We start from the raw sequence: 21,628 nt of genomic DNA on the forward strand, positions 1-21,628 counted from the left end.
AAGCGTTGGTGGTGCCGACGCGGCTGGTGAAGGGTGGCGCGCCCCGTATAGGGTTCGGCGCTTTCAGCTCTGCACGCGAGCATGCGTGCATGAGCGATACCTTCTCCTACGAAGACGCCGCAAAGCCGGCACCCTCCACTAAGTCCGAATCGGCTAAGCCGTTCAGCTACGAAGAGGCGACGGGGCAGACCCCATCGCGTGGCTTCAAGGGCTGGGCGCAGGATGTTGCAGGCACAGCAATCAACAGTGCCATCAGCGTGCCCGAGGCCGTCGTGGGCCTGGCCGACATCCCCACGGGCGGTGCCGTAGGCAAGTTCTTGGAGAACGAGGGCGGCTCCGTAGGCTTCCGGCCCAAGCAGGCCAAAGAGTTTGTCAATGAAACGATCAAGTCTGATGCTTCGCGCGAAGCCCACCGGAAGTTCAATGAGGCCGATGGCATCGTGGATAAGACGGTTGCTGCCATCCAAAACCCGAGCCTGATCCTTGAGGGTGTAGGTGAGTCTCTGGGCGCCATGGGTGCCGGTGGTGTTGCCTCGCGCGGTCTGATGGCCGCCACGAAACTCGGACAGATGGGCGCCAAGGGCGCTGCGCTGGCTGGCGCTGCTGGTGAGGGCATCACCATGGCGGGCTCTGCGGCCGAGCAGATCCGCCAAGAAACCCCGGATGGTTCGCTCACGCCTACTCAATCGGGCCTTGCTCTTGCGACCGGCCTTGTGGGTGGTGCCATCGGCGCATTCAGCGGGCGTGTCGCCAACAAACTGGGTATCGGTGACGCCGAAACCATGCTCGCCCAGGGCACAAAGGGTATGGCCAAGACAGAAGCGGACGGCGCAGCACGTGCAGCCGCGAACCCGCTGGTGCAGCAGCTGGCGGCCAAGAGCATCCCGCGCCAGGTGATCTCGGGGGCAATCTCCGAAGGCTTCCTCGAAGAACTGCCGCAGTCCGTGGCCGAGCAGATTTTCCAGAACGTGGCCCTGGGCAAGGACTGGCTGACGGATGTGGATTCAGCCGTGGTCATGGGCGTGCTGTCTGGTGGCGCTATGGGCGGCGCAGCCGCTGGCTACCACGGCATCAGGCAGCCGAAGGGCGGTGCTGGTGATGCGCCAACCGCCCAACCTGGCGCGGTACCCGCCGATGGCGGTGCGCAGCCGGGTGCCGCCCCCACCAACCCGGGCATGGAACGCATCCAGCAGGCATTCGCTGCCCAACTGGCGGCGCTGCAGCAGCAGGAGCAGGGCGATCCGCCCGTGCCCCAGACCGCGCCACCCGATGGCGCCGCCGCGCTGGCGCAGCAGCAGGCCCAGGCCGAAGCCCAGCGCCAGGCTGCCATTGATGCCTCGCGCGCTGTGCAGAGCCCTGACGACGAGATTTACCAGTCCACGGGCATGCAGTCCAGTCAGAACGTGACGCGCGATGAAAATGCCGCGCCATCCATAGCGGACATGCTGGACACCGACGCCGTATACCGAGCCTGGAGCAATCTGCGGGATGGATCTGACCGCTCAACCATGCGTGGTCAGATGGACTATGTGGAGCGCACCTACGGCGGAAAGGTGAGCCCTGAAAACCGCGCATCCGCAGAGAAGGAACTTGCGCAGCAGTTCAAGTGGTTCCGCGCTGCCACGCCGGAGCAGCGTGCGGCCACGATGGACCGCCTGAGTGCACCCGATCCTGTCAAGCCTTCCGTCGCCATGGGCCTGAACCCTGCCGCAGGCCCGCTGTCTGCTGGTGCTGCACTGGCTGTCGATACCGGCGTATCTGACCAGGTGCAGCAGGCTGCCGCGCTGGCCCAGGCCGCCGAAGTGGCGCAAAAGCAGGGCAAGAAACCTGCCCAAAGCAATCAAAAACAAGAGCGGCAAGCGCTTACGCAGCAAGGTGTGAACCAAGAAACCGGCGAAATTTCGCAGGGCTTGCCCATGGAGAGCTGGAGCGATGCCCAGTTGTCCAACACCTTCCGTGGCGCTCAGTCGCGCGAGGTCCGCATGCAACTGGCCCAGGAACTGGGCCGACGCCGCGCACTGCGTGAGCAGCAGGAGCTGCAGGCCGAGCTGGATGCCGAACAGCGCGCCAGCGTGCCCGGTGCCGAGCGCGCCGATGCCGCTTTTGCCTCCCTGACGGAAGACGCCGGCCCCGTACCGGCCGATCTGACCATTCCCGCAACCACAGAAGGAAACCGCAATGGCCCTCAAGCCGCCCAAGCCCAGCAAGGTAGCGCGCAACCGTCGCAAGTCGGAGCAGCGCCAGCAGTCGCACGTGGAGCACCAGATGCTCAAGGACGCTCAGGCGCGGATGGCGCGCAGCAAGCAGCCGCTGCAGGCCTGATCGATGGCGCCCCGACTGCGAACCCTGGAATGCAAGCAGCGGCAGCGCCAGGCGCGCAAGTTGCGCCGCAAGCAGAAGGCTCTGCACAGCGCGTAGCCAGCACTGGCGATGCATGGACGCGTATGCCCACTGCCGAACGCCAGGCCCTGGCCCAGCGGGCGGACCTCAAGCCCATCGTGCGCAAGAACGTCCACCGCGCGGCCTGGGCCGATCTGAACCGCGATGTTCAGCGCAAGCTGGCCGAGGCGATGGAGCCCAGCGCGAAGAATGATGCAACCTACACCAAGGCTCTGGAGTTGGTGCGCAGCGCAGGCGTAGTGAAGCGTCCGGCTATTCAGGATGCCCTGGGTATTGGTTTCGATGAAGTCAATGCGCTGATGGAGCGCATGGAGCGCGAGGGCGTTGTGACTGCCGCCAAGGCGAATGGCGAACGTGCTTTGCTTTCCGTCGGCACATCGCCCACGGGCGAGGCTGCGCCAGTCGCAGCACCATCCGTATCCCGTCAGGATGCGGAGCAAGAGCAGGCCGGTACCAGCGCCGAATCTGCACCAGCAGCTATCAATTCAGAAGCGGACAAGGACGGAAACACTATCGTCGGCCGCCGCTCTGACGGCGTGATGATTCGCCAGGACAAGAACGGCGTGCGCTGGTATGCCCAGGGCGGCGTGCGCATCGAGGAAACCGTGTCCATGCGCCCCACGCGCCAGGGCATGCAGGTAACGCGCGGCGAGCTGAAACCCGAGTTCATGACGGCGGCAGAGAGCGAGGCGGCCAAGTCTGCTGCCAGCCCGGCACCAGCTGCAGAAAACGCCATCAATGTTTCTGATGAAAATCAGACCGGTACCAGCACCAAAGAAGCGCCGGTAGCTACGAATTCAGTAGCAAAAAAGGCACCTCCTGCTGCCAAGAAGCCCAGCGCTGATCAGGTGCGCGCGCAGGCCGATCTGATGAACGCCCTGGCCGATCTGGGCGACATCCTGGGCAAGAACACCCGCATGAACATCATGCCCGAGCAGGAGCAAAAGCTGCTGCCAGTGCTCACGCGCGTGCTGGATGCCGCTTTCCGCCTGGGGTATCACAAGTTCAAGGATTCGGCCAAGTTCGCCCTGGACCAGATCCGCGCCAACCTGGGCGACGATGCGGCTGACGCCCTGACGCTGGATCACCTGCAGGGCGCCTACATCGCCATGGCGGGGGGCAAGACGGGAGCGGATACCAAGCGCGCGGTCATCGACGTGGAGAGCAAGGCAGAAATTGAGGCGCACGAGGCCTCTGTTGCTGCAGAAGAGGACGAGGCCGATAATGCACAGCAGGAGAACCCCAGCGATGAGCGCACAACTGTACGAAGCGAAAGCCCGCAAGCACTGGACGCAGTGGCTGCCCAAGAAGGTGGCCGCGCTGAAAGCGAGCGGGGAGCTGGAGCAGGCGCTGCAAACAGCGGGCAAACAGGCGCAGCAGGAAGTGCTGTCGCTGATGGAGCAGGGTTTTCGCCAGCACGAGGCGGAGGAAGTGGCGTTGAGCCAGTACGTGCTCCTAAAACCAGAGCCCGAGGCCGAGCTGGAGCCGTGGGAGCGCAAGGAGCTGGCGCAACTGGAGAGCCAGTACCGCAAGCAGATGGGCGCGTAGCCGTCCCTGGGGGCGAGGCCAGCGCCCCGAACATTCCTGCCGCCGACTTCCAGATCACCGACGAGGTGGGCCTGGGCAAGGGCGGTGAGGTTCAAAAGTTCACCGACAACCTGGCCGCAATCCGCACCCTCAAGGCTATCGAGGCTGCCAACCGCCGCGCAACCCCGGAAGAACAGGCAATGCTGGCCCGCTATGTGGGCTGGGGTGGCCTGGCCAATGCATTCCCCGACCCCGGTACCGGCCAGTTCAAGGACAAGTGGCGTGCGCGTGGTGAGGAACTGCGCGATCTGCTGACCAAGGAGGAATACACCGCCGCGCGCCGCTCGACGCGAAACGCGCACTACACCTCCCAGACCGTGGTGTCGGCGATGTGGGATATGGTGCGCCGCCTGGGCTACCGTGGCGGATTGGTGCTGGAATCCTCGATGGGCTCCGGCAACTTCCTGGGCCTGGCCCCCAAGGACATGCCCAATCGGTTCGTGGGTGTCGAATACGACAGCCTGACCGCGCGCATCGGCCAAGCCCTGTACCCGCAGGCGACGGTGCTGCATTCCGGTTTCCAGAAGGTACCGGTGGCCGACAACGCTTTCATGCTGAACATCGGCAACCCGCCGTTCGGCAGCGAGTCCCTGCGCTTCCAGTTCAAGCCCGAGCTGCAGGGCGTGTCGATTCACAACCAGTTTTTCCGCGCTGGCATGGATGCGCTGCGCCCCGGCGGCATTCAGGCCATGGTGGTGTCGCGCTTCCTCATGGACGCGCAGGACAAGAGCAGCCGCTTGGCACTGGCCGCGCAGGCGCGCTTGGTGGCCGCGATCCGCTTGCCTGACACCGCATTCAAGGAGAACGCGCGCACGGAGGTGGTCACTGACATCCTGATCTTCCAGAAGATGGATGCGGGCGACCAGGCCGCGATGCAGGCCGCCATCACGGAATACAACAAGCTCAAGGCCAACAAGAAGGGGGCGGACGCAGCCGCCGCCGCGCTGGTGCCCTCCTGGGTGGAAACGGTCAAGGTGCCCGACCCGCTGGGCGGCGAGGCCATGAACGTCAACGCCTATTTCGCAGAGAACCCGGCGAATGTGCTGGGCGTCATGGAGCGCTCCGGTTCCATGCAGCATGGCGCAGACATCACAGTGCGCTTGGACAATCCTGCAGAACTGGGCGAGCTGCTGCGCGCCGCTGTGCAGCGCCTGCCAGAAGGCATCCAGAACTTCCAGCAGGATGTGCTGGACGCTACCGCCGCGCGCCACAAGTCCATGAGCGACGCTCTGCGCATCGCCGTGGCCAACGAAGAGGCCGGGCACATCAAGGCCAGCCCGGACGGCAAGCTGCAGCGCGTGATCGAGCGCGAGACGCCGGAAGGCGATTTCGAGTTTGCCTACCAGGAGATTGACGAAAACAGCCCCTGGCATGAATCCCTGAGCCAGAACGCAGAGGGCCAGTGGTACAGCATGGAGCCCGTGCTGGACGAGCAAGGCAAGAACGTCAAGGCCATGAACGCCAATGGCGAGGCCACGCGCAAGAACCTGTACGAGCGAAAGGTCTACGCCAAGCCCGAGGACGTGCCCGAGAAGCTGCGCCTGGGCAAGCTGGGCATGAAGCGCCTCAGTGGGCTGGTGGGCCTGCGCGACCTGCTCAAGCGCCAGCTGGTGCTGGAAACGGCCGACGCCGTGCCCGCCATGATGGAGGGCAACCGCAAGAGCCTGGCCGCTGCCTACGAGGCATTCGTCAAGGCCAATGGCCCGGTGGGGCGTGCCACCAACATGAGACTGGCGATGACCATGCCGGACGGCGGCCTGATCGCCGCCCTGGAGGTGGACTACCAGCCCGAGCGCACCGCAGAGCAGGCTGCGCGCTCCGGGCTGGAGGCGCAGAAAGAGAAGGCCACGCCGGCACCGATCCTGCGTGAGCGCGTGGTGCCCAAGTATGAGCCCGCGACCAAGGCCGCCAGCCCATCGGACGCCCTGGCCATCACCCTGGCCGAGTCCGGCCGCGTGGACATGGACCGCATCGCCAGCCTCCTGGATATTAGCCCGGAGCAGGCTGGAGAGGCCTTGCAACAGGGCACTGACCCGTTGGTGTTCAAAGACCCTGAAACCGGCCTGTGGGAGACGGCCGACGCCTACCTGTCGGGCATGGTCAAGCGCAAGCTGAACGCTGCGCGCGCCGCTGGCATGACCAAAAACGCTCAGGCACTGGAGAAGGTCATTCCCGCCGACTGGACCGCAGAGAACGTGGCTGTGACCATGGGCGCCACCTGGGTGCCGCCTGAAATCTATGCAGATTTTGTGCGCCATCTGGTGGGCGGCAAGGCGCGGGTGAGCTTTTCGGCTCTGACCAACAGTTTCAGTGTCAGCGTGGACGGCGCCGAGCGCACCAGCATGTCCAACTGGAGCAGCGAGGGTGCGCCAGCCGACTACATCATCACCCGCATCCTGAACAGCAAAGCTGTGACCGTCACCGCCCGCGATGCGGACGGCAACACCTTCATCGACAAGGAGCGCACCGCCCTGGCTGGGCTCAAGGCCCGCGAGATTGAGGCCGAGTTTGGCGACTGGGTTTTCAAGAATGGCGAGCGCCGCCAGCGTCTGGTGGATGTGTTCAACGAGAAGTTCAACACGCGCGTGGTGCGCCAGTTCAATGGGCAGCACCTGCAACTGCCCGGCAAGGTGCCCGACGCCATCCTCAAGATGCGCCGACACCAGATGAATGCCATCTGGCGCGGTATCTACGAGCGCTTCATGCTGGTGGACCACGCCGTGGGCGCGGGCAAGACCTTCACCGCCATCGCGCGTGCGATGGAGCGCCGCCGCATGGGGCTTTCGCGCAAGCCCATGGTGGCTGTCCCCAATCACCTGGTGGAGCAGTGGGCCGCCGATGTGTACCGTCTGTACCCTGGCGCCAAGGTGCTGGCCGCCGGCAAGAAGGATTTCGAGGCCAAGCGCCGCCGCCGCCTGTTCGGCAAGATCGCCACGGGCGACTGGGACATCGTGATCGTGCCCCATTCGTCCTTCGGGTTCATCGGCATTGCCCCGGAAACGGAGTCTCGCTACCTGGAGCTGGAAATGGCCCAGGCGCAGGCCGCCATCGAGGACGCCTGGGAGCAGGCCAAGGAGGACGGCACCGACAACGGGCGCCGCAAGCCCTTCAACGTGAAGGAGGCCGAGCGCCTGGCCGAGAAAATTCAGGCTCGCATGGATCGCCTGGCGGAGGGAGTGCGCGACCGCCTGCTGACCTTTGAGCAGCTGGGCGTGGATGACCTGACCGTGGACGAAGCCCATGAGTTCAAGAACCTGTACTACTCGTCCAACCTGACGGGTGTGCGCGGCATGGGCGACAAGACCGGTTCGCGCAAGGCCAACGACCTCTACAACAAGGTGCGGGTGCTGCGCGAGCAGCCCACCGGTAGCGTCACTTTCCTGACTGGCACACCGATCAGCAATAGCGCCGTGGAAATGTTCACGATGCTGCGCTACCTGGCGGCCGACGCGCTGGACGAAATGGGCCTGTCCCACTTCGACGCCTTCCGCGCGCAGTTCGTGGAGGCCACGCCTGCGTTTGAGCCCACCGAATCCGGCCGCCTCAAGCAGGTCACTCGCCTGGGCCGCACGTGGTCGAACATGCGCTCGCTGATGGACCTGTACTACCAGGTCACGGACGCCGTGAGCCTGGACGACATCAAGCGCTTCTACGCCGAGGACAACCCCGGCCGCGAATTCCCTGTGCCCAAGGTGGCCGGTGGGAAGGACCGCAACCTGGTGGCCATCAAGCCCACGCCAGCACAAGAACAGGGCCTCAAGGAGGTGATGGACGGATTCGACGGCCTGGACGGCATCGAAGACCCCTACGAGCGCAACGCAGAGCGCCTGCGCCTGATGGACCGGGCGCGCAAGCTGTCTCTGGACATCCGTGCAGTGGACCCGCGCAGCACCAGCGCCGAGGAAGGCGGCAAGCTGCAGGTGGTGAGCGAGAACATCAAGCGCATCTACGACAAGTGGGATGCCGACAAGGGCACGCAGCTCGTATTCCTGGACCGCTCTGTTCCCAAGGCCAAGGGTGACGACGCGATCATCAAGGCCTACGATGACCTGATCGCCAAGCGTGATGCCGCACTGCGCGACGACAACCAAGAGGCGTTTGACGAGGCGCAAGAAGCCCTCGACCGCTACGATCCCCAGGAGATTGCCGAGCTGCGTATGGCGCAAACCTCCCCATGGAGCGCCTACCAGCAGATCAAGGACAACCTGATCGCCGCTGGCATCCCCGCCAACGAAATCCGGTTCGTTCAGGAGGCCAACAACGACGAGCAGAAGGCCGCACTGTTTGACGCCGTGAACGGCGGCAAGGTGCGCGTAATGATCGGTTCGACCCCGCGCATGGGCGCCGGTACCAACGTGCAACAGCGCATCGTGGCACTGCATCACGTTGATGTGACCTGGAAGCCCAGCGACATCGAGCAGCGGGAGGGCCGTGCCATCCGCCAGGGCAACCTGCTCCTGGAGAAGTACGGCGATAGCTTCGAGGTGGAAATCCTGGCCTACGCCACCGAGCGCACGGTGGACGCCAAGATGTGGGACTTGAACGCGACCAAGCTGCGCACCATCAACGGTATCCGCAAATACGACGGCGCGTTTTCCATGGAGTTCGATGACGAGGAAGCCGTGGGCATGGCCGAAATGGCTGCCCTGGCCTCCGGCAACCCCCTGTTGCTGGAGCGCGTCAAGACGGAATCGGAAATCACCACGCTGGAGCTGCAGGAGCGCGCTTTCCGCCGCAGGATGTTCGGCATCGAGGACGCGGTGGACAGCGCAGAGCGTGCTATCGAGCGCAACCCCGGCCGCATTGCCGACGAGCGCGCCAAGAAGGTAAAGGCGAATGCGGCCATGGAGGCGGCCGACGCGCGCAAGGCCGCGCGCCGCGTGACCATCGAGGGCAAGGAATACGACAACCTGCGCGACGCTATGACCGCCGTGAACGAGGCCATCGAGCAGCAGCAGGGCGGCAAGCCCACGGCGCGCTACTCGATTTCCGTGGACGGCGCGCGCCTGACCAACAAGGACGGCATCGACACTGCGATTGGCGCTGCCCTGGGCGATGCATCCCTGTTCGATGTGACCATCGACGGGCGCCTGATCGCCCAACACACCGTTGCCGCACGTGAACTGGCCGCCAAGTTCAACGAGCTGACCAAGGGCATCCAAGCTGGCGACTCGCGCACCGCCACTGTGGGCGACATGCTGGGCTATGACCTGGTGCTGGACGCCCAGGCCCGCGAAACCGGCAAGGGCGGCGCCCAGATCGACGCCTCGGTGTCGCTGGTGGACGCGGACGGTACCACCGTGACCAGCCGTGGATTGAATTCATTCGCAGTCAATCAGTCCGTGGTGCCCGCCAATGTTCGCAATCTGGTGACTGATCTGTTCGATGACATTGGCCGCCTGGCCAACAGCAGCACCGACTACCTGGAGCGCCAGCTTGCGCGGGCGAAGGCAGATCTGCCGGCACTGCGCGAGCAGCTGAACCAGACGTTCCCCAAGGCGGCCGAGCTGGTTGCCAAGCGTGAGCGCCTGCGGGAGCTGGTGGGCATGCTGGAGGGCAAGCCGCAGAGCGCCGTTCAAACGACCCCTGAAGAAGCCGAGGCGGGTGACGGATCTCCGGGGGGCGACGTGGCGGCATTCCGACGCGACGGTGCCGAAAGCTCAGAGCGGGCGACCGAGTTCGACGTGGATTCGTTCCTCAAGGCCATGGGGCGCCCAGCGGCCTACTCCGAGGCCGCGCAGCGGCAGGCCATAGACTCCGTTTCAGCCACGGTGGATGCCATCCGCACTGCCTGGGGCCCGAACGCGCCAGAGGTGGTGGTGGCCTTCGACATGCAGGATGAGCGCATCCCAGAGGCCGCCCGCAAGGCCGACCTGCGCCAGCGCAGCGGCGGCGCACGCGGAGCGCCCGAGGGCTTCTACTACCGTGGCAAGGCCTATCTGGTGGCCTCTCGCCTGAACACGCCAAATGATGCGGCGCGCGTGCTGTACCACGAGGTGCTGGGACACCACGGTCTGCGCGGTAAGTTCGGCCGCGATCTGGACCAGGTGCTGAACCAGATCGCCACCATGCGCAAAGCCGAGGTGGCCGCCAAGATGCAGGAGTACGGCCTGCGGGGCGTGAACAGCCTGAGCGTGCGCGAGGCGGCCGAGGAAGTTCTGGCGGAAATGGCCGAGAAGAACCCCCAGCTGCCGTTTGTGCAGCGGGCGATTTCAGCCATCCGCAACTTCCTGCGCACCCATGTGCCGGGCTTCCAGAGCCTGCGCCTGACGGACAGCGACATCATTCAGGCGTACATCATGCCGGCACGCGGATGGGTGGAGCGCGGTGGCCCCGGTGGTCCTGGTGGTGGTGTCAGTTTCAGCCGAGACGCGGGCCGAATGGAGGCGGACGCGCTCCGGCTGCTGGCCGCCGCAGCTCGCTCTTCCGGCAACGAGAACACCACGCTTGTCCTGGGGCCGGTGACAGACGATGCCTTGGCCATGCTGCAGCGCGAGGGCGTTCCTGTGGAGTCAGGCTATCGGCACACTGCCGACATGTATGCGGTGCGCCACGCCCTAAGTCGTCACGGCGATGCGCAAGTGGAGGCGAAGCAGGGCCAGCTGCCACTGAGTGATGCGGACATCGCGGCCATTCCAGAGGCCATTGCAGCGCCGGATGCTTGGATTCTTGGGGCCAAGACGCCGCGCGGGCAAGACATCGTGGGCAACCTAAAGCGATTGCCTGATGGAACGGTGCTGTATTTGGAGGAAGTGCGCTCGGGGCGCAAGGCGCTGGCGATGACCAGCATGAGAAAGTACCCCGGTACGACGGATTTTGAAACGATCAGGAATCGAATCGTGCCGTCCTACGCCCAGAGCGATACCGGGGATTTGCGTATTGTCTATCCAGCCGGCGCTGCCGGTCAAGGAGAGGTCCTGTTCAGCCGCTCCAGCATGGCGGACTTGAAGGACAGTGCGCTGCAGCAGATCCACCAGACCCTGTCCCACCCCGGAAAGGTGTCGTTGTGGGATAAGACAGTGGGCACCATGCGCAACCTGGCAGAGCGCTCGCCGGTGTTCAAGCCGGTGTACGAGGCTGCGCAGCGCTTCATTGATGACGTTTCCATGCTGGGCAACGATGCGGCCGACCGCGCGCCGCGCTTGCTGCCCCGGGTTGAAACGCTGGCCGACCTCAAGAAGAAGCCCATCACCGCCGCCGACAACCAGGCTGTGGCCAAGCCCCTGTTCGAGGGCACGCTGCTGTGGGCGCGCGATGTGGACGGCAAGCCAGTGACCACCGAGGCGCTGAACGCGAAGTACCGCAACACCACGCCCGACGAAAAAGCGCAGATCCTGCTGCGCACCGGCAAGATTCAGGAGCAGATGCTCAAGGTATGGCGCGGCCTGCCGGTGGATCAGTACAACACCATCATCAACAACAAATTTGATAGCACCATCCTCAAGCCGGGTGTTGTCTGGACGGCGAAAGAGCTGAAAGACTTGTTCGACCTGAGCGCCCAGCAGGTGAGCCTGTACCAGGAGGCGCGGGCCGCGATTGACCGATCGATCGACATGACCGCCCGCGCCGACATGCTGCGCGCGCTGGGTGCCGGATACGCTGGCCTGCGTGAGGCAGTGCTGGCGCAGGCCAGCGTGGAAGACGCGATGGTGCTCATCACGGACACGCTGCAGGCCGAGGCGCGCGAGCAGCCTGACCAGGCCGACCGCATCCTGAGCCTGAACAACGCCGTGGTGAAGAGCTACGAGCGCGCCCAGGCGCTGATGGAGGCCGGCTACGCGCCGCTGTCGCGCTTTGGCCGCTACACCGTGGACGTGGTGGGCAAGGACGGAACGCGCGAGTATTTCGGCATGTTTGAGTCGATGTACGAGTCCAACAAGATGAAGGCCGCCATGGAGAAGGAATTCCCAGGCGCGACCGTCACCCAGGGCACCATGAGCGATGAGGCATTCAAGCTGTTCCAGGGCATCACCCCGGAAAGCCTGGAGCACTTCGGTGAAATGTTGGGCTTGAGCGGCGATGGCAGCGATCCGAAGGACAAGGCATTTCAGGCATACCTGCAGCTGGCCAAAAACAACCACAGCGCGCTCAAGCGCCTGATCCACCGCAAGGGCATCAGTGGCTACAGCGAGGACGTGGGCCGCGTGCTCGCCAGCTTCGTGTACTCCAATGCGCGCCTGGCGGCCGGCGGTCTGAACGCAGGCACGCTGGAAACGGCCATCGAGGGCATCCCCAAGGAGCAGGGCGAGCTGCGCGACGTGGCGATGGGCCTGCGCAGCTACATCCAAGACCCGCAGGAGGAAGGCCAGGCCGTGCGCGGCATGCTCTTCGCGCAGTACCTGGGCGGCTCCGTGGCTTCGGCCATGGTCAACATGACCCAGCCTTTCCAGATCACCATGCCCTGGCTGTCCCAGTTCGGTGGCATGCGTAGCGCCGCATCGCACCTGGCTGCCGCAGTGCGCGACATGACCCGCCGCAGCAGCTACGAGCCAGACCTGGCCAAGGCGCTGCAAACGGCAGAGGCCGAGGGCATCGTTTCGCCCCAGGAAATTCACCAGCTCATGGCCCAGGCGCGGGGCGCGGGCTCGCTGCGCACGGGCGATGGCACCAAGCTGGGCGACGCACGCGCCGCGGCGGCCAACAACTGGGAGCGGGTGAAGGTGGCATGGGGCCAGCCATTTGCACTGGCAGAGCAGTTCAACCGCCGCAGCACCTTCATCGCCGCCTATCGCATCGCCAAGGAGCAGGGCATGGCCGACCCGGCGAAGTTTGCCGAGCGTGCAGTGCAGGAAACGCAGTTTGTGTACTCCAAGGCGAACAAGCCGAAGTGGGCGCGCGGTGCCATCGGCGGCACGCTATTCACCTTCAAGACCTATTCGGTCAGCTACCTGGAGCTGATGCACCGCATGTGGAGCCAGGGCGGCCCCGAGGGCAAGCGCGCCGTGGGCTGGGCCGTGGCCATGCTGCTGCTGATGGGTGGTGCTGGCGGCCTGCCGTTCATGGAGGATGCCGAGGATCTGATCGACGGCGCCGGCCAGCTCATGGGCTACAACATCAGCACCAAGCACTGGCGCAAGCAGGCGCTGCGCGACGTGGTGGGCAAGGAGCTGGCCGACTTCATGGAGCAGGGTGTGTCCGGCTTGCCCGGTGCGCCCATCGACGTGTCCGGCCGCCTGGGCATGGGCAACCTAATCCCCGGCACCGGCCTGCTGCTGGCCAAGCAGAACCGGGAGCGGGACCTGCTGGAGGTGGCTGGGCCCGCGGGCGACCTGGTGGCGCGCGGCTTCACTGGCGCGCGCAAGCTGCTGACCGGCGACGTGGTCGGCGCGGCGCTGGAGGTGTCGCCAACGGCGGCGCGCAATTGGGCCAAGGGCATCGACATGGGTACCAGCGGTATCTACAAGGATGCCAAGGGCTACAAGGTCATCGACACCACGCTGGAAGAGGCCATTGCGAAGTTCGCGGGCTTCCAACCCAAGAGCGTGGCCGAGGTGCAGGAGGCCAACTCCTTCATGCAGCGCTCCAAGAGCTTCTACATCCAGACCAGCAACGACATCAAGGCGCAGTGGGCACAGGCGGTGTTTGAGAAGGACGACGCCGCGCTGCAGCGAGTGCGCGACCGACTGGCCGCCTGGAACCGCAACAACCCGGACCAGCCTATCGTGGTGAAGATCCCGGACGTGATGAAGCGCGTGCGCGAAATGGGCAAGGACCGTACCCAGCGGATTGCCGACACCGCGCCCAAGGCCCTGCGGGATCAGATGCGGAGCATGGCCAAAGAGAACGGGTAGCCCGGTATAGGGTTGGGGGAAATGAGCGCGAGCCGGAAAACTCCGGGCTCATGAAAACAGAAACCATCGACGCTCTTGCCACGGCTGGCGGTCGCACCTCCGGCGGCGGCGCTGTCGTTGGCTTTCTTGGCTGGCTCGCCTCATCCCAGGCAATCGGTCTGTTCGGCGTGTGTATTGCGCTGCTGGGCGCCCTGGTGAGCTGGTACTACAAGCGCGAAGCAAACCGCCGCCTGGCCGCCGAGCACGCATTGCGCCAGCAGGAGCGCCAGATGCGCATTGACATCATGCGCAACACCGGGCGCGTGGTTTCAGGCAATACCGACTTGGGCGAGCTGGGAGCCGACGAGTGAGCCGCGTTCCCGCCCAGCTGCGCACCAGCCTGGCCGCCCTGGTCATGCTGATGGGCGCCGGTGGTGGGGCCTACTACGTGGACGAGGCCGCCACACGCGAGGCCAACGCCAACGCCTACATCCAGGCCGTGGCCGCTGATCCCGAGGTATCGGACGGCATCCGCATTGCCATGGTGATGGCCAGCTACTACGAATCCAGCAATCGCCACATCGGCACGCCCTACGTGGACAAACTGGGCAAGGGCCAGCCGCTCACCGTCTGCAATGGCCTGACCGGGCCCGAGGTGGTGGCGGGTCGCATCTACACCCCCGCCGACTGCTACCGGCTGGAGAAGCGCCAGTACATCGGCTACGAGGTCGAAGCCAAGCGCCTGCTCACGCACTGGGCCAGTTACGACCCGTTCCAGCAAGCCACCTTCCTCGACTTCCTGCACAACAAGGGCGAGGGCCATTTCATCGGCAGCACCATGCGACGCAAGGCCAATGCCGGGGACTGGGAAGGCGCCTGCCGCGAAAACCCGCGCTGGAACAAAGGCACGGTCAAAGGCGTTTCCACCGTGCTGCCGGGCCTGCAGCTGCGCGGCGACTCCAACGAGGAAATCTGCACATCCTGGCGCCTTGGGGTTAAAAAATGATCTGCTTTGTACGCATTTCATTCTTTTTGCTCATTTTGTGTATCACGGGTTGCGCTGTGCTCCGCAACAGTAAGTAATGCGAGGCTATGCCGTGAACTTCACCCTCATCACCCATCTGATCGCCGCGGCGGTGGCCGCTGCAGCAGCCTGGTTCTACCAGGGCGCGCAGATGGATGCGGCCGTGGCCAAGCTCAACGCCACCCATGCAGCGCAGGAGTCGGAGCGCCACCGCGTTGCGCTGGATGACGCCCGCGCCACTTTCCGCAAGGGCGAGATCCACGCCCGCAACCAACAGGAGATTGCCGATGCCCACGCTGCCCAAGAAAAGCGCCGTCTTGCTCGCCTTGCTGCTGCCGCTGCTGACGGTGAGCGGCTGCGCAAACAAGTCGCTGAATACGCCGCCACCTGTGGTGGGGGAGAAACCGACAGCCCAGCCGTTGTCCTCCAGCGTTGCCGGGATCGCGCCGCCACCCTCGGGGTTCTATACGGAGAAGCTGACAGCCAGGCGGAAGCGTTCGCAGGAGCTGCTGAACAGCACGCCGATGAAGTCCGCACCCTGATGCGCGTGATCCAGAACGACCGCACCCTGCTGCCACCGGCTGGTGGCCTGGGACTCAAAGCGCCGAACCGGCCGGATGCCGGAACCACACCCTGAGTACCACCATGCCCTCTACCACCATCAAATACTTCGCCTTCGCCCACCTGCCGCCCAAGCTGCAGGCCGTGAGCAAGCCCCTCGGTGAGCTGGCTGAAAAGCTGGAAGACCTGTTACCGGACGGCCCCGAAAAGAGCGCAGGCATGCGCAAGCTGCTGGAGGCCAAGGACTGCTTCGTGCGCTGCGCTATCGACCTGCCTGAGCCTGTCGCCAGCACCGTGCCTCCCCATCAGCAGCGCGTCATCGACGAGAAGGCCGCCCGCGACGGCGAAATCACCCGCCTCAATGCCTTCATCGGCGGCAATCCCGTGTTCACCACCTTGCCTGCCGAAGAACAGGCCCGCCTGCGCCGCCAGCTCGATGTGATGCGCGAGCTGTCCGTGATCCTGGGCGAGCGCATCGCGGCTTTCTGACCACCACCCCCCCCAAGAGCACACCATGACCCAATTCCGCAAGAAGCCTGTCGTCATCACGGCAATCACCTTTGACCAGCTCGTGACCCACGGCACAGAGCGATGCAAGGCCGAAGGCCGTGAGTCGAACATCGTGAATGGCATGCCCTGGTCGTTCAGCTACGCGGGCCACCCGATCACCCACGAGAACGACGATTGCTACCTGATCCCCACACTGGAAGGCACCATGAAGATGGGCCGCGATGACATGCTCATCACGGGCGTGAAGGGGGAGATCTACCCGTGCAAGCGGGACATTTTCGAGGCCACCTACGACTTGGCCCCTGCCGATCTGGAGCAGGAGATCCAGGCCAAGGCCGACAAGGGCCCGCGTGTGACGCCCGCAGCGCTGCAAGCCGAAATCGTCAGCGCCCACTACTTCACTGCATATCAAGGCGCCGTCATGGCTACGAGCGGCCCGGTGCCCGGCGAACTTGGCCTTCTGACCTTCTGCGTCCTGGTCCTGCGCAATGGCTTCACCGTCATCGGCCACAGTGCCTGCGCCAGCCCGGAGAACTACAACAAGGAAATCGGGGAGCGCATAGCCCGCGAGAACGCAGAGCGCGAAATCTGGCCCCTGCTGGGCTTCCGTCTGCGCGACGAGCTAGCCCGCCCGGTGCTGACCGATGCAGATGCCGCTGCGGATCTGGCCGGCACCCCACGCCCCACCTGATTACGGCTGCATGGCCCGCAGCAATCCGCCAATGAAAAAGCCCCGCCGCAGTGATGCAAGCGGGGCTTTGTGTTTATGCAGTGGGCATCTTGTCGTAGTCAGCCAGCGGCATTTCCGTCCCGTCATGTGCCACCAGCACGCCCGCTGTCGTGGCTGACACCTCCACAGGGCGGTCATTGAACTTGCCCACCTCGGGGGCGTACCCAGGTATGGAGACACCCCCATACAGCTGCGTCAGCCGCAGGTCGTCGGCCTGTTTCTGGGTCAGAATCAGCTTCTGCGGTTTCTTATCTGGGTGCTTGATCCAGTGCGTGCGGAAGGCGTTCGACACCCTGCGGTGGAGTTCTGCCATTCCGGGGTGGTGTGGGGGTAGGTCAACGATGTTTTGGGCGGCCATGGATGTTGATTGTCCACGGTCCAGAGGGGGTGCCCCAGCTCATGCCACCCTGCGCAACCGGACCACGTTCGCCTCACCATCGCGGCCGGGTGGGGCGCTGTTCTCGCACCCCACCAGGTAGTCGGCCCAGAGTTTCAGGGCCCTGCGGCGCTCCGGTATTTCCTCCCGCACGTCATAGACCCCCTCCATGCCCTTGAGTGTGTGGTTCAGGGCGATCTCGGAGATTTCGCGCGACACCCCCATGTTCATGAGGTGGCCCTTGGCCGTGCTGCGCGTGTCGTGGGGGGTGAATTTACGGATGTCCATGTCGCCGCGCTCAAACGCGCGCCGCAGTGCCGCCCAAAGGGTTGTGCGCCCGATAGGTACATCGCCCAGCTCTTTGGAGCGGTCAGCGCGGCGAGTGGGCAGCACGTACATGGAGTCGCCAGAAAGGGCGATCAGCTCGTGGAACCAGTCAACGACGACCGGGGCGAGGGGCACCAGGAAGCCGGCGCGGGTTTTGACGGACTCTGCTGGCACCCACCAGGTGCCAGCCTCCAGATCCAGGTGTTCCTTCTTGGCCTTCACCAGCTCCACCCCGCGCACGCAGGTGGCCAGCAGGATGCGGAAGGCCAGGGCGTTCTCGCGGCCGATGAAGTCGATGCCCGGCAGCAGGGATTGCAGCTCCTTGTTCTCCAGCATGACGCGCTGGCGTGTCTTGGGGCGAGGACCCTTGAGCGCGGACAGCTTGATGCCGGTGCACGGATTGGCCGCAATGAGAGTCAGCCCGCAGGCGTGGTCGAGAACCTTGGAGATAGAGGTGAGCAGCCGCTTTGTCATCAGCCACGTTCGGCCGCTCTCTTTGAGGACTTTCACGACATCAATGCTTGTCACCTTGTCCACCTGCCAGGAACCCAGGCGCGGAAGGATCACCTGGTCGATGTCGGCATTGCGGTAGTAGATGGTGTCCTCTGCGAACACATCCGGGCGGAGCACCTTCTCTCGATAGTCGGCAACCAGCTCGCGCATGGTCCATGCTGCTGCGGTGCGCGACTTGCGCTCCTGCTTTTCGGCCGCCGGGTCCGCGCCACCGTCGATGGATGCGCGCAGCGCGCGGGCTTTCTCCCGTGCCGCCGCGAGTGTCACGTCCGGGTAGCTGCCGATGGTCAGCTCGCGCCGCCGCCCGCCCTGCACGCGATACCGGAGCACCCAGGTTGCGGTGCCGCCTTTGGAGAGGGTGAATGTCAGCCCATCGCCATCCGACTTGGCGACCGCCTCACCTTTTGAGATCCAGCGCTTGATCTGTATGTCGGTGAGCGTGTGACTGATTTTGGGCATCGGCAGTCCTTTTTTTGGGTAGCTAGGAGTGTAGCTACCCACCTAGCTACCCGGAGTTGATGCGCCAATGAGAATCAGTGTGCGACAGTGTGAATCAAAAAACCCAATGAAAACAACGGCTTGCGATACTGGCTGAGACGTTGTGATCCACTCTGAAACACTAATTGAAATTCCAGGTGGCAATTTGCATGGTTTTTGGCCGGTAGCGCTAGTGGATCAAGCGCTGGCAGCTATCAAAATGTGAGTAGAAGAGTGATGGGGCTGCGCCGTCAGCTGCGGCGCACACGGGTCACAAAGCTGAACGACAGTCCGTTGGTGCTGACATGGTGCTCGCGGGCGGTTTCTACCCATTCTGCGCCCAGCACGGGGGCATAGGCATCGCCGTCAAAGTCTTGCGCAATCTCCGTCACCTCCACGCAGTCCGCCAGGGGCAGGGCCTCGGCATAGATCTGCGCGCCACCGATGATCCACACGGTCTTGCCCGTGTCGCAAAGCGCCAGGGCTTCCGCCAGGCTGCCAGCGCGGTGGGCACCCTCGGCCTGCCAGTCGCCCTGGCGCGTCACCACGATGTTGGTGCGGCCGGGCAGTGGGCGAAAGCGCGGGGGCAGCGAGTCCCAGGTCTTGCGGCCCATGACCACCGGGCAGCCCTGCGTGAGCTGCTTGAAGTGCGCCATGTCCTCGGGGATGTGCCAAGGCAGGCGGTTGTCCTTGCCGATGACGCCGTTGGCCGCGCGGGCGTAAATGAGGTGCAGGGGCATGGGGCTCGCTCGGTGCTTGAGTGGGGAGGGGATCAGATGTGCAGGAACGCCAGCGCGCCCACGCCCAGGCCCACGGCGGCCACGCCGTACATGCCGTATTCCAGCCACTTCTTCTTGGTCAGCAGCGCAATGGCAGCCAGGGCAATCGCTACCTGCAGCGCGGTGGTGGCCTGGGCCCAGCGGTGGTGCTGGTGCATTTGGGCTTCGCTTTGCTGGTCGAACGCGTGGGCGTCGGCCTCCAGCTTCTCGGCCACAGTCTTGATCTCGTTCTTTTCTTTTTCGTAGCGGTCGATCTTGCCCTGGTACTTGGCCTTTTCGGTCTCGGCGGGGGTCAGGTCACGCGCCAGCTCGGCCAGGCTTTGTTTGGTGCTTTTGGACTGAAAGTAATTCCACTGGTTGGAGGCCTCGGTCTTCTTGATGGCCGCGTCGTTCTTCATCAGGCCGGCATTGGCCTGCGTGGCGCCGCCCATGTAGGCAAAGATGGCGCCTACCGTGGCCACGATGGCCGTGAACATGGCGATCTTGTTGGTGGACGAGCTGCCGCCGTGGTCAGCGCCGTGGTGTGCAGCATCGTGGCCGTGGGTGGCATGTTCGACCGCGTGGTCATGGGGGCCGTGTACGTGGAATCCGCCGGAAGACATGGATAGAAACTCGTTGTATTGGTTATGGGGGAAGGCAGGGCAGGTGCAGCTGGCGCACCGGGGCGGTGATCAGACCGCCACTGGCGCCTTGATGGCCGGGTGGCACTGGTAGTCCAGCACCTCAAAGTCTTCGTACTCGTAGTCGAAGATGCTGTCCGGCTTGCGCTTGATGTTCAGCACGGGGTAGGGGTAGGGCGTGCGTGCCAGCTGCGTCTGCACCTGTTCGTGGTGGTTGCTGTAGATGTGGCAGTCGCCGCCCGTCCAGATGAAGTCGCCCACGTCCAGGTCGCATTGCTGGGCCACCATGTGGGTCAGCAGCGCGTAGCTGGCGATGTTGAAGGGCACGCCCAGAAAGATGTCGGCACTGCGCTGGTACAGCTGGCAGCTCAGCGTGCCACGCCCGCCTGACGCTTGCGCCGGGGCCACGTAGAACTGGAAGAACGCGTGGCAGGGCATCAGCGCCATCTTGTGCAGTTCGGCCACGTTCCAGGCGCTGACGATGATGCGGCGCGAGTCGGGATTGGTTTTCAATGTCTTGATGACGTCGCTGATCTGGTCGATGTGCCCGCCGTCTGGTGTGGGCCAGCTGCGCCACTGCACGCCATACACGGGGCCCAGGTCGCCGTCCTCGCGTGCCCATTCGTCCCAGATGGTCACGCCGCGCTCTTTCAGCCAGTTGTTGTTGCTGGAGCCGGTCAGGAACCACAACAGCTCCTGGATGATGGACTTGAGGTGCACCTTCTTGGTCGTGACCAGCGGAAAACCTTCCTTCAGGTCAAACCGCATCTGGTGGCCGAAAACGCTCTTGGTGCCGGTGCCCGTGCGGTCCGACTTGTCCACGCCGTGCGTGAACACATGGCGCATGAAGTCTTCGTATTGGGAGCGCACAGGGCGGGTGGGCAAGGCAGGGGCTGCCGGGGCGGCAGAAGGCTGGGTCATGGGATGGATCACTCAGGGTAGGGCGCCGCCATCAAGGGGTGGCCGTTGCCGACGGCGGATTTTATGCGGAGCGGGACAATGCGGGACTCGCCTTCCATCCACTGCAGTTCCCATGACGACTTCCGACACCCCCGTCACCATCCGCCCCCTCCAGGCTGCCGACTGGCCCGCCGTGTGGCCCATCCTGCGCACCACCTTCCAGGCGGGGGACACGTATGCCTTCGCCCCTGACAGCACCGAGGCCGAGATTCACAAAGCCTGGGTAGAGCTGCCCGCAGCAACCTTTGTCGCCCTCGGTGCGGGCAGGGAGATTCTGGGCACCTACTTCATCAAGCCGAATCAGCCTGGGCAGGGCGCCCATGTGTGCAACTGCGGCTATGTGGTGGCGCCGGTTGCGCAGGGGCAGGGTGTGGCGTCGTTGATGTGCGAGCACTCGCAGCAGCAGGCTGTGGCCATGGGCTTTCGGGCCATGCAGTTCAACCTGGTGGTGGCCAGCAATGTGCGCGCCGTGCGGCTGTGGCAGCACCTGGGCTTTGCGATCGTGGGCACGCTGCCCGGGGCCTTCAGGCACCACACGCTGGGCTATGTCGATGCCCATGTGATGTTCAAGACGCTGGTGGCCTGAGCCGGTTGTCCATGCACCCATGCAAAAAGGGCTCCCAAGTGGGAGCCCTTTCTGAGTCCGGGAGGCTGGGTCCGCTAGCGTGCGAGGCCACCAACCGGAAAGGTCTGCGTTCTTACATCGCGCTGATTTCGCCCGATGGGATCTTGCCGGTGCGCACGGCTTCAGCAGCCTGGGCACGCACGGCAGCGCGGTCAGCCGTGGACTTGTAAGTCACCACACGCGAACCAGCGGGTTCGATGGAGCGGGTCTGTGCCACGGTAGCGGCTTCGGCTTGCACTTCAGCGCGAGTGCGGTTGGTTTGGAATTGGGTGGCAAATTGCGAAGCATCGGCTTCGTCAGCCTGGGCACCAAAAGAAGCGAAAGCAGCGATAGCGGCGATGGAGAGGAAACGTGCGGTGTTGTTCATGA

Annotated in this window: 13 protein-coding genes; 7 read left to right on the plus strand and 6 right to left on the minus strand. The window is 64.4% G+C overall.

The window, feature by feature from the left end; genetic code table 11:
• The first annotated feature begins 89 nt into the window (after positions 1–89).
• From C380_RS08805 to C380_RS08835, 6 genes are all read left to right on the plus strand, one after another.
• Positions 90–13,778 (plus strand): PLxRFG domain-containing protein, encoded by a 13,689-nt coding sequence (locus C380_RS08805; RefSeq protein WP_015013504.1) that lies wholly within the window; start codon positions 90–92, stop codon positions 13,776–13,778.
• Between the two features lie 50 nt (positions 13,779–13,828).
• The gene (locus tag C380_RS08810) at positions 13,829–14,128 is read left to right on the plus strand and encodes a holin (protein WP_015013505.1); all 300 of its coding nucleotides are present in this window, start codon (positions 13,829–13,831) and stop codon (positions 14,126–14,128) included.
• On the plus strand, positions 14,125–14,763 hold the full coding sequence (locus C380_RS08815) for a glycoside hydrolase family protein (protein WP_015013506.1): 639 nt from the start codon (positions 14,125–14,127) through the stop codon (positions 14,761–14,763). Before C380_RS08810 ends, C380_RS08815 begins: the two co-directional genes overlap by 4 nt.
• A 91-nt stretch (positions 14,764–14,854) precedes the next feature.
• Positions 14,855–15,418: a hypothetical protein gene (locus tag C380_RS23975; RefSeq protein ID WP_148279933.1), complete on the plus strand. Its 564-nt coding sequence runs from the start codon at positions 14,855–14,857 to the stop codon at positions 15,416–15,418.
• Positions 15,419–15,426: 8 nt separating this feature from the next.
• Positions 15,427–15,831 carry a hypothetical protein gene (locus C380_RS25415; RefSeq protein WP_015013508.1) on the plus strand — a complete coding sequence of 135 codons (405 nt, stop codon included), beginning with the start codon at positions 15,427–15,429 and terminating at the stop codon, positions 15,829–15,831.
• Positions 15,832–15,856: 25 nt separating this feature from the next.
• Entirely contained in the window at positions 15,857–16,543 is a 687-nt protein-coding gene (locus tag C380_RS08835) for a Gp49 family protein (protein ID WP_015013509.1), read from the plus strand.
• Between the two features lie 73 nt (positions 16,544–16,616).
• Here the strand turns inward: C380_RS08835 and C380_RS08840 are convergent, their stop codons facing one another.
• The 5 genes from C380_RS08840 to C380_RS08860 all read right to left on the minus strand — a co-directional run bounded on the left by C380_RS08840 (position 16,617) and on the right by C380_RS08860 (position 20,595).
• Entirely contained in the window at positions 16,617–16,895 is a 279-nt protein-coding gene (locus tag C380_RS08840) for a hypothetical protein (RefSeq protein ID WP_043565298.1), read from the minus strand.
• Between the two features lie 84 nt (positions 16,896–16,979).
• The gene (locus tag C380_RS08845) at positions 16,980–18,257 is read right to left on the minus strand and encodes a site-specific integrase (protein ID WP_015013511.1); all 1,278 of its coding nucleotides are present in this window, start codon (positions 18,255–18,257) and stop codon (positions 16,980–16,982) included.
• 269 nt (positions 18,258–18,526) lie between these two features.
• Positions 18,527–19,015: a dihydrofolate reductase gene (locus tag C380_RS08850; RefSeq protein ID WP_015013512.1), complete on the minus strand. Its 489-nt coding sequence runs from the start codon at positions 19,013–19,015 to the stop codon at positions 18,527–18,529.
• Positions 19,016–19,047: 32 nt separating this feature from the next.
• Complete coding sequence (locus tag C380_RS08855) at positions 19,048–19,656, minus strand: DUF4337 domain-containing protein (protein WP_015013513.1); 609 nt, start codon at positions 19,654–19,656, stop codon at positions 19,048–19,050.
• Between the two features lie 69 nt (positions 19,657–19,725).
• A complete protein-coding gene (locus C380_RS08860) occupies positions 19,726–20,595 on the minus strand; it encodes a thymidylate synthase (protein WP_015013514.1) in 870 nt (289 codons plus the stop codon).
• A 112-nt stretch (positions 20,596–20,707) separates the two neighbouring features.
• On the opposite strand from C380_RS08860, the gene C380_RS08865 reads away from it, so the two are divergent.
• Positions 20,708–21,220, plus strand: a complete 513-nt coding sequence (locus C380_RS08865) for a GNAT family N-acetyltransferase (RefSeq protein ID WP_015013515.1) — start codon at positions 20,708–20,710, stop codon at positions 21,218–21,220.
• A 112-nt stretch (positions 21,221–21,332) separates the two neighbouring features.
• Here C380_RS08865 and C380_RS08870 read toward each other — a convergent pair whose 3' ends face one another.
• Positions 21,333–21,626 (minus strand): hypothetical protein, encoded by a 294-nt coding sequence (locus tag C380_RS08870; RefSeq protein ID WP_015013516.1) that lies wholly within the window; start codon positions 21,624–21,626, stop codon positions 21,333–21,335.
• Positions 21,627–21,628: the final 2 nt, after the last annotated feature.

Source organism: Acidovorax sp. KKS102 (assembly GCF_000302535.1).
Classification (GTDB): Bacteria; Pseudomonadota; Gammaproteobacteria; order Burkholderiales; family Burkholderiaceae_C; genus Acidovorax.